The organism is Sphingomonas sp. Leaf230 (assembly GCF_001421745.1).
Taxonomy (GTDB): domain Bacteria; phylum Pseudomonadota; class Alphaproteobacteria; order Sphingomonadales; family Sphingomonadaceae; genus Sphingomonas.
Map to the genome: position 1 here is coordinate 968,169 of NZ_LMKW01000001.1, position 15,838 is coordinate 984,006.

A 15,838-nucleotide genomic window follows, 5' to 3' on the forward strand; every position below is an offset into this window, starting at 1 on the left:
ATGCGCTGGGGCATTGTCGGGTTCGGCTGGGTCGCACGCGACTATATGGCGCCCGGCATCGCCGCGGCAGGTGGGACGCTCGTCGCCATCGCCGACCCCTCGCCGATGGCGCAGGCCAGCGCGATGTCCGGCGGAATCCTCGCCTACGATACCGTCGAGGCGATGCTGGCCGATGCCGCACTCGACTGCCTCTACGTCGCCACGCCCAACAATCTTCACGCCGACCCGGTCCGCGCGGCCGTTGCGGCGGGCGTGCCGGTGTTGTGCGAGAAGCCGATCGCCGCGACGCTGGACGATGCCGAAGCCATCGGATCGGCCGTCGCGGGACACCTCTACGGCACCGCATTCGACCAGCGCCACCATCCCGCGCATTGCGCGATGGCGCAAGCGATCCGCGACGGGGCGATCGGCCGACCGATCGCGGTACGGATCGTCTATGCCTGCTGGGTCGACCCGAGCTGGTCGCCGTCCAGCGATGGCAGCGGCTGCAACTGGCGCGCCGATCCGGCCGCGGCGGGCGGCGGCGCGGTCATCGACCTTGCGCTGCACGGCCTCGATCTCGCGGCGATGCTGGTCGACGAACCGCTCGCGCGCCTGCACATCGACCTGCAGCGACGCATTCATGACTATCCGGTCGACGATGGCGGCATCCTGTCGGGTCGCACCGCAGGCGGCATCCTGGTCCAGAGCCACGTCGCGTATAACTGCCCCGAAGTGCTGCCCCGCCGCAGGCTCGAGATCCTCGGCGAGGACGGCCTGCTCGTCGCCACCGACACGATGGGACAGACCGAGGGTGGCGCCGTGATCCGCCGTTGCGCACGCACCGGGGACGAGACCGCCTTGCCCTTCGACGCCACGCTGTCACCCTTTGCCGCGCAGGCCGCCGCGTTCGCCGCCGCCGTCCGCGGCGACGCGCATGATTTCTCTATTGACCGGGACCTGTCGCTGATGCGCCTTTTCGACGCCGCCTATACCGAGGCGCGATCATGCCTCTGAGCTGGTATGCCTGCGCGCATTGCGGCTTCTGGCAGCGACATTTCGCACCCGCCGACTGTCCGGTCTGCAACGATACGCGCAACGACCTGCCCGAGGATGGCTGGCGCTTCCTCCCTGAACAGGATGTCGCCGCAACCCACGACGGCAGTTGGCGACAGGTTGCCGACGATCTCTGGGCCTTCACCACGACACCGCATCTCGGACTCGGTGGCACCGGCTGGCTGATCGTCCGCGAGGGCGGCAACATCGCCTTCGAGGCGGCCCCCTATTATTCACCCGCGATGCTCGAACAGATCGCGCGGCTTGGCGGGATCCGCTATCTCGCGGCTAGCCATGCGCATGGCTATGGCGCGCTGTTCCAACTCCAGCGCGACTGCAACCCTGAGATGCTCGCGATCCACAAGGACGACCTCGGCATGACCAAGGCGTTCCGCGTCACGACGCCGTATGACGACGTGCTGGAGATTGCGCCAGGCTATACGCTGCATCACGTCGGCGGCCATTACGAAGGCCAGGCGGCGTTCCACGATGCGGTCGGCAGGCGCCTGTTCTGCGGCGACATGTTCAAGATCGACCAGGACGCGGCAGGCGTCAGCCACGCGATCTCGAGTCACAAGGCGTTCCACAAGGACATCCCGCTGACGCACGGCGAGATCCGCCAGTACCGCGACGTGATCGCGCCGCTCGCGTTCGACGCCGTCCTGACCCCGTTCGAATATGCCCCCGAAGTCGGTCGCGATGTCGCCGTCGCCGTGCTCGACGAGGCGCTGGCCCGTGCGCCGGGCGTGAAGAGGATCCCCCTATGACCCGCACCATCACCGGCCTGCCCGAGCAATTGGGCGCAGCCTGCCACCTCTATCTCGACGCGTTTCCCGCCGGCGACATCGTCGCGTTTCCGATCGACGGGATCGACCGTGTCGGCATCCCGGTCTGGGTGGTCGCGCTGTTCCCGGAGACCGCGGACCTAGACGGCATCATGCCGTACGGCGTCGGCTATGGCGCGACCGACGAGGCCGCGATCCTGGGTGCGCTGGGCGAAATCGCCGAGATGGTCTGGCCGACGCTGACCCTGTCGGCGCGCGGCAAGACGCACGGCAGCTATGCCGACCTCGTCCGTGAACGCGGCGAGCGTGGGATTGCCGATCCGCTGACGCTGTGCCTGCCCGCCGGCTCCCCGGTCGGCCGTGATACGCCGCTCGATTGGGTCGAGGCCAGGCGGTGGGCGGACGGTTCCAGCGTCCTCGTACCGATCGACCTCGCCGCCTATTCCGCCAAGGAACTGGCGCCCAGCTACGTGCCCTTCACGACGATCATCTCCAACGGGATGGGCGCGGGGCCGGACCTCGACTGGGCGATCGGCCACGGCCTGTGCGAGATCCTCCAGCGCGACGGCAACGGCCTGCTGTTCCGCGCGCTCGATCGCGGCGTCGCGATCGACCTCCCCGAAAGCCTACCCGCCGAGATCGGCGACCTGATCAACCGGTTCGCCGCCGCCGACGTCCGCGTGATCCCCAAGTTCGCGACCGACGAGTTCGGCCTCGCCAACGTCTATTGCGTCGGTGTCGATGCGCGCGAACCCGCGGTGCCGATCATGGCGACGGCGTGTGGTGAGGCAGCGCATCCCGACGCGGTGCAGGCGCTGGCCAAGGCGATTGCCGAATACGCCGCGAGCCGCGCGCGGAAAGCCTTCGCGCATGGCCCAATGGCACTCGCCGAGACGATCGCGCCGCGCGGCTATATCGATCGGTTCATGGCGCAGGCCGGCGGTGCCGCGAAATCGAGCGATAGCCGCGCGTTCTCGGAGATGCAGCGCTGGACGGATGTCGACGCAGCGACGCTCAGGGACTGGCTCGCCGACACGATGCTCGCCGAGCGCAGGCGCCGGGCCTTTGCCGACCTTCCGCGCGCGGACGTCCCCGATGCACGCGCGCGCGGGCGACTGGCGAGGGAGGCGGTCGAGACGGCCGGGTTCGACATTCTCTACGTCGATATGTCTCCCGCGGATGCCAGCGTCGCGGTCGTCAAGGTGATCGTGCCGGGCATGGAGGTCGAGACGATGAGCTATTACCGGATCGGCGAGCGCAACGTCGCCAAGCTGGTCGCACTCGACAGCCCGCTGGTCAGCTTCGGCGGCGAGGAAAGCGCGACCCGCCGGCCCGTCCGCCTCACCGAGGAAGCAGTCGCGCGGCTCGGCGGCCAGCCGTTCTTCGATACCGCACTCGCAGACGAAATCGTCGGCCCCCTCTATCCGCTCTACCGCGAACCCGAAGCGCATCACGTCGCCTGGTCCGAACAGGGCCTCGAGACGGAGGCGGCACGATGACGCTCCGTTTCGCCTACAACACCAACGGCGCGGCCAACCACCGGCTCGACGACGCGCTGCACCTGATCGCCGACGCTGGCTATGACGGCGTCGCGCTGACGCTGGATCATCACCACCTTGATCCCTTTGCCAACGATTGGGCGCACGAGGCGGAGCGGGTCGGCGCGCTGATGCGGTCGCTTGGACTGGGGGCGGTGATCGAGACCGGCGCCCGCTATCTGCTCGATCCGCGCGACAAGCATGAACCGACGCTGGTCACGGCCGATCCCGAGGGCCGAGATCGGCGGATCGCGTTTCTCGCCCGCGCGCTGGAGGTTGCGGCGATAGTAAACGCCGAGACCGTGTCGTTCTGGGCCGGCGTGCCAAAGGCCGGTGTTGCGCATGGAGACGCGCTCGACTGGCTCGATGCGGGGCTCGGCAAAGTTGTCGAACATGCCACTCGCACCGGCATCCCCGTCAGCCTCGAGCCCGAGCCCGGCATGCTGATCGAGACCGTCGCGGACTATGCGCAACTCGCGCTCCGCCATCCCGACCTGCGGCTGGCGCTCGACACAGGCCACTGCCTCGTCACGCAGGATATCGCTCCGGATGCCGCGGTGCACGCCTATGCCGACCGCCTCGGCACCGTCGCGGTCGAGGACATGCGCCGCGGCGATCACACGCATCTCCCCTTCGGCCAGGGCGACATGGACATCCCCGCCATCCTCACCGCGCTGGAGTCGATCGGCTTCGACAAGCTTGTCTGCGTCGAACTCTCGCGCGAGAGCCCGCGCGCGCATCAGGCGATCCCCGAATCGATCGCCTATCTCCGCGCGGCGGTTACCTGATGCGGATCTGCTTCGTCTCGCGCCGCTTTTTCCCCGCGATATCGGGGATGTCGATCTACGCGATCAACCTGTTGCGCCAGCTTGTCGCGGCGGGCCACGACGTGACGATGATCAGCCAATATTACGGCGATCCGGCACGCGCCCGCGTCTACGGCGGCGGCCCCCCGCCCCCGGTATCGGGCGTGCGCGTCGTCGGCCTCGAAGCATTGGGCGAACAGGATGGCGGTGATTTCGAACGCGATATCGACGCTATGGTCGAGGCCATCGCCCACGACCACGCCGTCAATCCGTTCGACATGCTCCACGCGCAATATGGCTATCCGACCGGCTGGGCGACGATGATCGCAGCCCGCCGGCTCGGACTGCCCTGCGTCGTGTCGATCCAGGGCGGTGACGGGCATTGGGTCGGCTCGTGCTGCGAAACGCACCGGCTCGCGATGGTCCGCGTGCTCGATCATGCCGGCGCGCTGCTGATCGGCGGCAACAGTTTTGCGGGCGAGGTTCACGACCGACTCCGCACCCCACTCGACCGCTTTACGATCGTTCCGGGTGCCGTCGATACCGACCATTTCACGCCGGCATCCAAGGCAGCGCCCGAAGGTCCGGTCCGCCTACTCTATCACGGCCGCGTCGACCGCCGCAAAGGCGTGCTCGACTTCCTCCAGGCGCTACCGGAGGTGCACGGCGACTGGCACGCCACCATCTCGGGCATCGGCCCGGACGTCGACTCGGCGCAGGCGCTTGCGACCGAACTTGGCCTCACCGACCGCGTGACGTTCAGCGGCTATGCGGACTATGACGCGGTCCCCGAACTCTACCGCGCGCACGACGTGTTCGTGTCGCCGACCTATGCCGAGGGGTTCTCGAACACCATCCTCGAGGCGATGGCGTGTGGCCTCGCGGTCGTCTCGTGCCACGCCGTCGGCGTCGTCGACTGCGTCCGGGATAACGAGAACGGCCTGCTGACCGATCCCGGCGACGTACCGGCGCTGGCCGCCTCGCTGACCAGCGTCATCACCGATACGAGCCTGCGCAGACGCCTGGCCACCGCCGCGCTGGAAGAATGCCGCCGGGTGTATAGCTGGGATGCCGTCGGGCAACAGATTGTCGGCATCTACCGCGACCTGCGTAACCAGCCGCAAGCCGCCTTCGACACGGACCTGCCGATCACGCCCTGCCGCTTCCGCAGCGAACCGCATCTGTTGTGAGCGACCGATGAAGCTGCTCGCGATATCGCCGCATCTCGACGATGCCGCCTTCTCCGCCGGCGGGCTGCTGGCATCGCGCGTCGACCAAGGCTGGGAGGTCACGGTCGTCACCTGCTTCACCGGCAACGTCGCACGGCCGACCGGGTTCGCGCTCGCGTGCCAGCTCGACAAGGGCCTGGGCGCCGACATCGACTATATGGCGCTGCGCCGTGCCGAGGATCACGCGGCATGCGAAGCCCTTGACGCACGCGCGATCCATCTGCCGTTCCTGGAGGCGCCGCACCGTGGCTACATCTCGGCAAAGATGTTGTTCGCGGCACGGCTGCCCGACGACCGGGTCGTCGACGATGTCGCGGCGGCGCTGGCTGAGCTTCTCGCGGCGGAACGGCCGGATCTCGTCCTCGGGCCACTGTGCCTTGGCAAACATGTCGACCATCACGTCGTTCTTGAGGCGATCCGGCGATCCTCTGCCGATCACACCGTGTTGCTATGGGAAGACTGGCCTTATGCCGATCGCGAAGACCGCGTTGCCGCCATGCCCGCGGTGATCGAACACCTAACCCCAGAGACACGCGCACGTCGGATCGCCGCCTGTGCTGCGTACACGTCGCAACTCGGCTTCCAGTTCGGCGGGGTCGAGGCGATGACCGAGCGGACCGAGCGGATCGCCGAGGAACGTTTCTACCCCCTCCAAGCGTTCTGATCGACCGGCCACCGCCGCCGCGCGTCCCCAATTCCAAGCAGAGCCATCATCATGACCGAAGTTTCCGTCGTCACCCTGGGCAAGGGGCGTCCCGACCATCTCGTCAACGTCGTCCGCGGGCTGATGCGCCAGACGCTGCCGCCGACCGAGCTGATCGTCGCGGTGATGCAGGACGATCTGTACGACCTGCCAGAGGCGCCGTTCCCGATCCGCCAGATGCAGGTCGTCGCCGACGCCCTTCCGCTCGCTTCCGCGCGTAACGCCGCGGCCCGCGCAGCGACCGGAGACGTGATCGTCTTCCTCGACATGGACTGCATTCCGACGCCCACATTGCTGGCCGATTATGCCGGGTTCCTCGACACGTTCGACGGGCTGTTGATGGGCGAGGTCCTGTACCTGCCGGGTGGCGCGACCGACGGCGATTGGCAGTATGACCGGTTCGCCGAGATCGCGGTGAAGCATTCGGACCGTCGCGGTCCCCCGCCGCAGGGCATCGAGATCTGCACCGACTATCGTTGTTTCTGGTCGCTCAACTTCGCGATGCGACGCGCCACGTTCCTCCGTCTCGGCGGGTTCGACGAGCGCTATGTCGGCTATGGCGGCGAGGATACCGATTTCGGCAAGGCACTCGACCAGGTCGGCGTGCCGATCGCGTGGATCAAGGGCGCTCTGGCCTATCACCAATATCATCCGCACCACATGCCGCCGGTGCACCATCTGGACAGCGTCGTGCGCAATGCCGAGCTGTTCGAGACCAAATGGGGCTATCGGACGATGGGTCATTGGCTCCAGGCCTTCCGCCTGATGGGGCTGATCGATCCGACTCCAGGTCGGCCGATCCGTATTCTACGGCGTCCGGATGCGGCCGATCTCGCGCTGACCGGCCAGCAGAGCCATCAGCCCTACGCCAATACCGCGACCGTCATCCGCCTGCTCGAAGACCGGCTGGCCGCAAGCGAGAGAGCCGCGGCGGCCGAATGAGGATCGCGGTCCTCTGCCATGTCCGCCAGCCGATCGCGCAGCCGTTCGCCGGCGGGATGGAATCGCAATGCTGGCATCTGGCAGCGGGTCTCCAGGCGCGCGGCCATGACGTGGTGCTGTTCGCTTCAGGGGACAGCGACCCGCGGTTCACGATCGATGCCGTGATCCCCGAGCATTACGAACGGACCTTTCCGGGCGCCGAGCACCGCGGCTTCGCGCCGTTGATCGCACATCTCGACGATGGCTACGCCGCCGCCTGCGACCGGATCGCCGCCGGTAATTTCGACGTGGTCCACAACAACAGCCTGCATCGCTTCCCGCTCGAGCCGGCGCGGACCGCTGCGGTTCCGACCGTCACGTCGCTGCACGTCCCGCCCTATGACGCGCTCCGCTGGTTCGTGCACGCCAGCGTCGCGCCGACGCACCGCCTGACCGCGACCTCGGCACACCAGCTCGCCGCCTGGTGGCCGGATGGCCCGCCACGCGAAGCCTCGGTGCTCCACAACGGTATCGACCCCGACGCGTGGCCGTTCGTCGCGCAAGGCGATGGCAGCGCGGTCTGGTGCGGAAGGATGACGCCCGACAAGGCGCCCCATCTGGCAGCGCAGGCAGCCCGGATGGCCGGCGTCCCACTTACGCTCTTCGGACCGATCGAGGATCGCGACTATTGGGAAGCCGACGTCGCGCCGCTGCTGGACGGCAGCATTCGTTATGGCGGACATCTAAATGCATCGGCGCTTGCGGCGGAGATGGGTCGCGCTTCGGTGTTCGTGTTCACGCCGTGCTGGGACGAACCATTTGGCCTGGTCGCGGTCGAGGCGATGGCATGCGGCCTGCCTGTGGCGGCATTCGACCGCGGCGCGTTGCGCGAAGTCATCGGCGAGACAGAATGCTTCGCGCCGCCCGGTGATGTTCCGGCGCTCGCCGACGCGATCACGGCAGCAATCCGACGCCCCCGCGCCGCGCAACGCGAACGGGTCGAGACGGCCTTTACACGTGATCGGTGGCTCGATCGATGCGAGGACCTTTACCGTGACGTTGTCGGTCACGAACAAGGGCGGGTCGCATGACGAACAGCGACCATCTGGGAGAGCAGCGCGCGCTGCTCTCCGCATTATACCGGACGCATGTCGAGCTTGGTTCTCGCTATGCGCTGGTCGACTTTCCGGATCATGCGAACGTCGGCGACAGCGCGATCTGGCTCGGCGAACTCGCCTTGCTGCGACAGATAACGGGGCGCGATCCGTGTTACGTTTCGACCTGGCACGATTTCGATCTCGATGCCTTTCGTAGCGCCTGTTCCGACGGCATCCTGTTCCTGCATGGCGGCGGAAACCTCGGCGACATCTGGCCGCATCACCAGCGGTTTCGCGAAGATATCTTGGCCAGGGTCCGCGACCGACCGGTCGTGCAGCTACCGCAGTCGATCCATTTTCGCGTGCCCTCCGAGGTGGATCAGTTCGCTGCGCTCGTCGCCGACCATCCCGACTTCGTCCTGTACGTCCGCGATACGCGTAGCCTGGACTTCGCACGCGAACATTTGGCCTGCTCGTCGCACCTAGCCCCGGACTCGGCGTATGCGCTCGGCGAGCAATCGCGCGACGCGGCGCAGTGCGACGTGCTGATGCTGATGCGCACCGACGACGAACGGCAAGGCTATGCGGTACCGTCGGCCGATACAGCGACCGTCGTCGACTGGCTGGAGGACGATGCCGATTTACCGGTCGGAGTCGACGCCAAAGCACGCGAAGCTCAAGCCGTCGCACGCGTCGACCGTGGGCTGCGGTTGCTCGCTCGAGGGCGGGTCGTCGTGACGGACCGGCTGCATGGTCATATCCTCGCGGATCTGCTGGGTATTCCGCATGTCGTTCTCGACAACGACTACGGCAAGATCGCCGCATATCTCGACGCCTGGCCCGCCCCGGACGCGATCGTGACGAGAGCCTCGACGATCGAACACGCCATGGTTCTTGCCAAGCAGCTCGTCGGCGCGCGGTGACTGCCGCCATCGACGTCAGCCTGCTCGTCTGCACGCGCAATCGCGCCGTGTCGCTGACGGCTGCGCTAGAGTCCGTAGAGCGCGCGGCGGCGTATGCTAGAAACACGACCGTGGAGGTCGTCCTGGTCGACAACGACTCGGTCGACGGCACGCCGCAGCGACTAACGGAATGGCGCTCGCGACAGACTTTCCCCGTCCACCTCGTCCACGAACCACACCCCGGGCTTGCCCGCGCGCGCAACGCCGGGCTCGCGCACTGCACCGGGCGCATCATCGCGATGACAGACGACGACTGCGTCCTGCATCAAGACTATTTCGCGGCCGTCTGCGCCGCGTTCGAAAGGGCCAGCGGGCCGGCGATCATCGGCGGTCGCATCCTGCTCGGCAACCCGGCCGATCTCCCCGTCACGATCAAGCTTGAAGACCATCCCATGGTCGCGCCGTCGCGCGGGTTTCCGGGTGGGTTCATCATGGGGGCAAATCTGGCATTCACCGCGGATGTCCTGCGACTGACGGGATGCTTCGACGAACGGTTCGGGGCCGGAGCCCCGTTCCTTTCCGCCGAGGATACGGATTTCCTGTTTCGTGCAGCAGGCTCTGGCGTCGCGATACTCTATGACCCGCTGATGGTCGTCGATCATCATCACGGGCGCCGTGATATTGAAGACGAGACACGGTTGCTGGCAGGGTACAGCTTTGGCGACGGCGCGCTGTACGCCAAGTATCTCGTCTCCGACCGACGCGCGCTTCGCGCCATCGTCGAGGATATTCTTGCCGTTCGCTTCGACTGGACGCGGCCTGTGAAGACGCATGCCGGTATCAAGCGGTTCTACTGGTTCCGGCTGCGCCATAAGGCCCGGGGCCTGGTCTACTTCTGGTGGGTCGCCCTCCGGCGAAGCATGTCACGCTTTATCTGATAAGCCACTGTACCTGCTAGCCTTTCCTCCACGATACACCATATTCGAACCATGGGCGGACGTGTGAAGCGGATGGCAGGATTGTTGGAGGCGGAGGCGCGGACGATCGCTGCCGAAGATGCCGGGCGATGCGGGCTGTGCGAGCGGCCCTTGGGGCGAAAGGTGGAATGGCATCACCGCATTCCGAAAAGCCGGGGTGGTACGGAGGTCGTCCCGGTTCATCCGATCTGCCACCGTATCATCCATGCCAGCGTCTCGAACCAGGATCTGGCGACGACGTTCGCGGATCTCGATGTCTTGAAAGCGCGCCCGGATATCAGTCGCTTCCTGCGCTGGATCGCCGACAAGCCCGCGGACTTTCACGTCCCCACCCGCCGCGCCGATATCCGCTGACTGCACCGGCCTCACCGAGAGATCGTCATCGACAACGGTCTTTTGTCGGCGGCACTTAACGATCGGAGGACCGTTCCTTCAGCGACCCGAACAGCAGGACGCTTTCCATGACCGATGATCCGCGCACCAGCCACCCGACGAGCTTTCCCGGTGAACCACAGCAGCCCCGCCCCGGGCTTGTCGTCAACATGAAGACCAAGCCCGACCACGGCGAGGAAAGCTATGTCGGCAAGGGGCTTCTCAAGGGTAAGGTCGCGCTCATCACCGGGGGTGATTCCGGCATCGGCAAGGCGGTGGCCATCGCCTATGCGCGTGAAGGCGCGGACGTCGCGATCTCGTATCTCGCCGTCGAGCAGGACGACGCCGAGGATACGCGGGGCTGGGTGGAGAGAGCGGGGCAGCGCTGCCTGCTGCTACCGGGCGACATTCGCGACCGGGATCACTGCGTCACGTTGGTAAAGCGCACCGTCGAAGAGCTCGGCGGGCTCGACATTCTGGTGAACAATGCTGCGGCGCAGACGATGAACGAGGATCTGGACAGCATCGACGATGACGAGATGCAATGCGCGTTCGCGGCCAACGTGTTCGCGATGATCCGTCTGGCGAAGGCCGCGGCACCGCACATGAAGCCGGGGTCCGCGATCGTGAACACCTCGAGCGAGCAGGCCAAGGTCGCGACCAAGAGCATGATCGTCTACGCCGCGACCAAAGGCGCGATCTCCAGCCTCACCGTCGGGCTTTCGAACCTGCTCGTAGCGAACGGCATTCGCGTCAACGCCGTGGCGCCGGGCCCGATCTGGACGCCGATCCAGCCGATCGCGAAGTCGCCGGAGGAACTGGAAAAACTCGGTCAGGATACCCCGATCGGTCGCGCAGGACAGCCGGCCGAGCTTGCTCCGGCGTATGTCCTTCTCGCGTCGTCGGAGGGAAGCTACATGACCGGTGCAGTGATCGCGGTTACCGGTGGCGTGCCGATCAACTGACGGACGAGCGGGCGCTTCGGCGCTCGTTCATCGGCCCGCCTAGGAGTTCGCCACTTCAACGCGACGTGCGGCGCGCGCATGCTCCTTCGTAAAGTCGCCGACACCGCGGTCGGTGTGGCACAACCGGTCCCAATGGCGGAAATACAAGCCGTAGTTGCAGCCATAGAGTTCGTGGTGCCGCTGGTGGTGGCTGGCCGTGATCAGCCACCCGCCCAAGGGCCCCGACCACAAGAAACGCGGGAAGATCTCCCATCCCATGTGGTTGGTGACCCCCATCACCGTCATGATCGTCAGCACGATGCCTAGACCGGCGATATGGATCGGAACGAAGAACACCAACAGCGGGATGACCACCGCGCCGGTCAGCGCCTCGATCGGGTGAAACGCCATCGCGGCCCAGGCCGTCGGCGGGCGACTGGCATGATGCAGCGCGTGCGCCAACTTGAACGGTTTGGGACGATGCATCCAGCGGTGCGTCCAGTAGAACCAGGCATCGTGCAGCAGCAGATACAGGAACACCGAAACCGGCAGGTACCAGAGCGGATAGGCGTGGATGTCGGAATATACCTGCGTCCAACCATGATGCTGCCATCCCCAGGCAACTACACCCGCCGGGATCCCGTAAAGCGCCGCGGACGCGAGGCTCCAGATGATTTCGCGACGGACCTGCGGGTCCAGCCCGAGGTACAACCCCGGATGCTTGCGGACCGTGATCCAGGCGAACGCGCCCGACACGAGGAGATAGCGAACGCCGACGATGACGGTCATCGCGACGGCGGAGAGGATGATGGCGAGAGTCATGCTTGATCCTCGACGACCCTGCGATCGGCTGCTCGCAAGGTGAGAGCGCGGCGCCGCGACGGAAGCCCCCACCACGGCGTTCCCGGCGACAGATGGTGCTCGTGATGATAGCCGCCGAAGTGGAAACAGGTCAGCAGCGACAAAATCGGGCCCACTTCGATACTGTGCGCGCGGTGAGCGTCCGCAAAAGGAGTCTCGCGCTCCCGGTGCGGCAACCACGTCCCGAACACGAACAACTGCGCCACCGCACCCAAGGCTGGCAATGCCCAGAAGACGACGATGTTGCCGAGCGGTGCCCCAAGCAGCAGCGTATAGATCAGCGCCACCATGGTTATCCGGATGATCTGCCCGTGCGAGTAATAGGTCTTGAAGAACTGCAGGAACCAACCGCCGAGACTGGGGTCGCCACCGTGAAAATCGGGGTCCCCCGCTCGCCCGGTTTCCTTGTGATGCAGATGATGCTGCGGCAACAGTGATGCGTACGACAGGCAGGCGTAGAGCGAAAGACAGGTCGCGCCGATCGCTCGGTTCAGACATGGTCGATCGGGCGCCAGCGCACCGTGCATTGAGTCATGCGCGACGATGAACAATCCGGTACTCAGCCAAGTCTGGACGATGACCATCACGATGGCCAGGGGAATGGTATCCGGGCTCCATCGCCAGAAAAAAATGCCGGTTATGTGGATCGCCAGCCACGCCACGACGATAGCGGCGGACAGCGACACGCCGACACGCGTCTGGTGCCTCAGGGCCTCCGATTGGCGAACCGTTCCGCTCACTTCTTTGCATCTGCCGAGACGAGGTTTCCGGCTTTGTCGGGACGTACCGCACGCCGCTGCGGATCGGCATTCGCGCGCAACTGCGCCTTCAGCACCGACGGCTTGCGCGCCAACAGGAAGCCGTGGCTGACGGTACCGTCCTTGCCCTCGACCGCGTGGTGCAGGCGGTGCGCTTGCAACAGGCGCTTGAAATACCCCTGCTTGGGTACCCAGCGAAAACCGCCGCGCTGATGCACCAGCATGTCGTGCACGAAGGCATAGATGCCGCCGTACACGGTGATGCCGAGCGCTGCCCACCACAACGGCTCCCACCAGAGGCCGACGACGAACAACACGATCGGCACGATCGCGAAGACGACCGCATACAGGTCGTTCTTTTCAAACCAGCCCTCGTGATCTTCGTGATGCGACTTGTGCCAGCCCCAGCCCCAGCCGTGCATGACATACCGATGCGCTGCCCACGCGAAGCACTCCATGAACAACACCATGAAGACGACGATCGCGAGTTTCTCGAACCAGGTCACTTTGCTCGATCGCATGAATTGACGGTGGACGGGTGCAGCGAATTCAGCATGATGCACACATAACCGTTACCCGCCGGCTATGCGAGGGCGCTCCGCGACAAAATATCCCGAGCCGGTGGCGTCGAAGCCATTCTCCGCTCCGGACCACGTCGTCTTTAGATCGCGTGATGTCCATGTAATGTGGTCGAAATCGACCTGCCTGGGCACCGCATGGCGGCACGCTGCGTTTGACCGGTATGATTGCCCCGTTGTTCCGCGCCGACCACCGAGAGACTGCTTCCTGGGTCTTGATCGGGGCCATGTTGATGAGCTTCCTCGTCGCCCAATATCATCACCGCTTCACCGTGGATCCGATCCGAGCCGCTCCCGCGATGGCAGCGGTGACGGCACTCGCCCTCGCGCTCGCGATCGGCAAGTACACCGCGCGGCCGCGTCTCGTTGCCGGCGCGCGAGCGTTTCTCCAAATGACGCTGTTCACGGTGCTCGGCGTCGTTCTGGCGTATGCCCTGGCGGCAAACGCGGGGAAGTTGTGGGATGCCCGACTGGCCGCCGCCGATCGCGCGATCGGTTTCAACTGGCCGGTCGTGTTGGCGTTGCTCGACAAATCCCCTCCTTTGATTTGGCTGTTTGGACTGGCATATCACAGCCTCACCTTGCAGATGATCGTCGTCATCGTAGCGTTGAGCGGCATGGGGAAATTCGACACGCTGAGGACGATGGTCTGTGCCGCGATCCTGTCCGGTTTCGTCACGATCCTGATTTCGGGCCTTACTCCGGCCATGGGCAATCTGTTCGATCCGTCCAGGTATGCACATCTCTGGCCATCCATAGCCTGGCTTGAACAGGGGCTGATATCCGGGCTTCGCGACGGGTCTCTACGCGTGCTTGATCTCACGATGCTCATGGGAATCGTCAGCTTTCCCAGTTTCCATGCGACGCTCGCCGCCATCTTCATCTGGGCGTTCGGCGCGATGCCGCGGCTTGCGGTTCCGGGCCGGGTATGGGCGGTACTTACGATCGTCGCGACGCCGGTCTTCGGCGGTCACTACGGGGTCGACGTCATCATGGGGCTGTTTCTCGCACCGCCTGCCATCATTGCAAGCCGCCACATCACGCGGCGCAGGCGGGCACCCCATCTAATGGACTCAGCCCAGCCGGCATAGCGTCGGCATCGCTGAAGAGGGCCGAATCGACCAGCGCGGCAGCCTCGGCAGCGCCCCCGGCCCCCGCCATTTCGGCGGCGAGCAAATTTGCCGCGTGGCGGTACGACGGATCCGATAGCACGAGCCGCAACGCCGCTTCGAGGCCCCCCTTGTCTGCTTCGGCGGGCGATACGATACGAGCCGCCCCGATCCGCTTCAGTCGCGCGGCCGTAGCGGGTTGTTCGAATGCCAGCGGTACCGCAACGATCGGAACGCCGGCGGCCAGCGCGTCCAGCACCGTGTTGAACCCGCCGTGCAAAATCGCCGCCGAACATTTTGGCAGGATACGGGTCTGAGACCAGAATGCCCGCACCAGGGGCCTGCCGGGTAGCGAGGTGACTTCGGCCTCGCTCAGCCCGCCACCATGCGCGACCACCGCACGAGTGCCGGCCGCGGCACAGGCAGCCGTCATCGCGACGAACAACGATCGGCGTGCCCCCTGCAACGATCCCAGCGAACAGAATATCAGGGGTCGGCCATCGTCCTCCGGAAGATCGACGTCAGCTTCGTCCAGCCGCCACGGCGCGCCGTATCGGAAGCTCGTTGGCAATGCCGCGCGGGGGAAATCCAGACCTGCCGGGCATTGTGCGACGTGCAGGCGGTCCGACCATTGATGCCGAGGGTCGGGGTCAAGCTTCCACCGGCGCGCATAGAACGACACGACTTTGGCGATCGGCCGCATCAGCAGGTCGCTGACGGCGTACCCACCATTGTTGCGACGAAGGCCAGCCGCAGTGGGACGATACTCCCAACCGAGAAACGGTGGCGGAACCATCGGCTCTCTGAGCAAGGGCAAGCCGGTGACGGCAGTCACGAACGGCAGTTGGAGATGTCGTGCCACCAGCGCACCGGCAGGTTCGACGGAGTCGGCGAGTACCGCATCCACCCCAAGTCTCGACAGTGCCGCCGGAAGAGCCTCCAATAGCAGTTCCGTCATGGACGCCGTGCCGCGGATCATCCTGGTCAGTCCGACAGGGCCCGATGGCTGCGCCAGCTTCCGGTAATATGCCGCCAACAAGCCTTGGCAGTCCGACGGGTGGTCAAGCGCCGCAAAACCGACACTGCCGTTGGGCACTAGCGAGGCGACGTCGGCCAGATGGACTATCGTGACTCTACGCCCTGCTTCGACGAGCGATGTTCCCAATGCCACCAGCGGATTGATGTGCCCGGCCGTTGGCGGCGCGATGATGGCGATATGTCGC

17 protein-coding genes are annotated in these 15,838 nt (G+C 65.6%); 13 read left to right on the forward strand and 4 right to left on the reverse strand.

The genetic code is table 11. The features are described 5' to 3' along the window. The 12 genes from ASE82_RS04180 to ASE82_RS04235 all read left to right on the forward strand — a co-directional run bounded on the left by ASE82_RS04180 (position 1) and on the right by ASE82_RS04235 (position 11,330). A complete protein-coding gene (locus ASE82_RS04180) occupies positions 1–996 on the forward strand; it encodes a Gfo/Idh/MocA family protein (RefSeq protein ID WP_156348739.1) in 996 nt (331 codons plus the stop codon). After that, a complete protein-coding gene (locus ASE82_RS04185) occupies positions 987–1,802 on the forward strand; it encodes a hypothetical protein (RefSeq protein ID WP_056059213.1) in 816 nt (271 codons plus the stop codon). Before ASE82_RS04180 ends, ASE82_RS04185 begins: the two co-directional genes overlap by 10 nt. Continuing rightward, complete coding sequence (locus tag ASE82_RS04190; RefSeq protein WP_056059217.1) at positions 1,799–3,319, forward strand: YcaO-like family protein; 1,521 nt, start codon at positions 1,799–1,801, stop codon at positions 3,317–3,319. Before ASE82_RS04185 ends, ASE82_RS04190 begins: the two co-directional genes overlap by 4 nt. Next, a complete protein-coding gene (locus ASE82_RS04195; RefSeq protein WP_056059219.1) occupies positions 3,316–4,146 on the forward strand; it encodes a sugar phosphate isomerase/epimerase family protein in 831 nt (276 codons plus the stop codon). Before ASE82_RS04190 ends, ASE82_RS04195 begins: the two co-directional genes overlap by 4 nt. Next, positions 4,146–5,354 carry a glycosyltransferase family 4 protein gene (locus ASE82_RS04200; protein ID WP_056059222.1) on the forward strand — a complete coding sequence of 403 codons (1,209 nt, stop codon included), beginning with the start codon at positions 4,146–4,148 and terminating at the stop codon, positions 5,352–5,354. Before ASE82_RS04195 ends, ASE82_RS04200 begins: the two co-directional genes overlap by 1 nt. A gap of 7 nt (positions 5,355–5,361) precedes the next feature. Next, positions 5,362–6,057, forward strand: coding sequence for a PIG-L deacetylase family protein (locus ASE82_RS04205; protein ID WP_056059225.1), 696 nt, complete (start codon positions 5,362–5,364; stop codon positions 6,055–6,057). Positions 6,058–6,108: 51 nt separating this feature from the next. Continuing rightward, positions 6,109–7,038 (forward strand): galactosyltransferase-related protein, encoded by a 930-nt coding sequence (locus ASE82_RS04210; protein ID WP_056059228.1) that lies wholly within the window; start codon positions 6,109–6,111, stop codon positions 7,036–7,038. Further along, positions 7,035–8,108, forward strand: coding sequence for a glycosyltransferase (locus tag ASE82_RS04215; RefSeq protein ID WP_056059231.1), 1,074 nt, complete (start codon positions 7,035–7,037; stop codon positions 8,106–8,108). Before ASE82_RS04210 ends, ASE82_RS04215 begins: the two co-directional genes overlap by 4 nt. Continuing rightward, complete coding sequence (locus ASE82_RS04220; RefSeq protein ID WP_056059233.1) at positions 8,105–9,037, forward strand: polysaccharide pyruvyl transferase family protein; 933 nt, start codon at positions 8,105–8,107, stop codon at positions 9,035–9,037. Before ASE82_RS04215 ends, ASE82_RS04220 begins: the two co-directional genes overlap by 4 nt. Beyond that, positions 9,034–9,954 (forward strand): glycosyltransferase family 2 protein, encoded by a 921-nt coding sequence (locus ASE82_RS04225; protein WP_235524545.1) that lies wholly within the window; start codon positions 9,034–9,036, stop codon positions 9,952–9,954. The genes ASE82_RS04220 and ASE82_RS04225 overlap by 4 nt, the downstream gene beginning before the upstream one ends. Positions 9,955–10,026: 72 nt before the next feature. Beyond that, positions 10,027–10,347 (forward strand): HNH endonuclease, encoded by a 321-nt coding sequence (locus ASE82_RS04230; RefSeq protein WP_056059662.1) that lies wholly within the window; start codon positions 10,027–10,029, stop codon positions 10,345–10,347. A gap of 107 nt (positions 10,348–10,454) precedes the next feature. Further along, positions 10,455–11,330: an SDR family oxidoreductase gene (locus ASE82_RS04235; RefSeq protein WP_056059236.1), complete on the forward strand. Its 876-nt coding sequence runs from the start codon at positions 10,455–10,457 to the stop codon at positions 11,328–11,330. Between the two features lie 39 nt (positions 11,331–11,369). On the opposite strand, the gene ASE82_RS04240 is transcribed toward ASE82_RS04235, so the two are convergent. From ASE82_RS04240 to ASE82_RS04250, 3 genes are read right to left on the reverse strand one after another with little or no spacing between them, the layout of a single operon-like run. Further along, on the reverse strand, positions 11,370–12,131 hold the full coding sequence (locus tag ASE82_RS04240) for a sterol desaturase family protein (RefSeq protein ID WP_056059239.1): 762 nt from the start codon (positions 12,129–12,131) through the stop codon (positions 11,370–11,372). Further along, positions 12,128–12,856 (reverse strand): fatty acid desaturase, encoded by a 729-nt coding sequence (locus ASE82_RS04245; RefSeq protein WP_235524547.1) that lies wholly within the window; start codon positions 12,854–12,856, stop codon positions 12,128–12,130. Before ASE82_RS04245 ends, ASE82_RS04240 begins: the two co-directional genes overlap by 4 nt. Positions 12,857–12,906: 50 nt before the next feature. Continuing rightward, a complete protein-coding gene (locus tag ASE82_RS04250; protein ID WP_235524552.1) occupies positions 12,907–13,449 on the reverse strand; it encodes a sterol desaturase family protein in 543 nt (180 codons plus the stop codon). Between the two features lie 233 nt (positions 13,450–13,682). Between ASE82_RS04250 and ASE82_RS04255 the strand changes: the two genes are divergently transcribed. Continuing rightward, positions 13,683–14,597 carry a phosphatase PAP2 family protein gene (locus ASE82_RS04255; RefSeq protein WP_162236681.1) on the forward strand — a complete coding sequence of 305 codons (915 nt, stop codon included), beginning with the start codon at positions 13,683–13,685 and terminating at the stop codon, positions 14,595–14,597. Here ASE82_RS04255 and ASE82_RS04260 read toward each other — a convergent pair. Then, positions 14,545–15,573, reverse strand: coding sequence for a glycosyltransferase (locus tag ASE82_RS04260; protein ID WP_235524558.1), 1,029 nt, complete (start codon positions 15,571–15,573; stop codon positions 14,545–14,547). The two genes, ASE82_RS04255 and ASE82_RS04260, sit on opposite strands and share 53 nt — an antisense overlap. Positions 15,574–15,838: the final 265 nt, after the last annotated feature.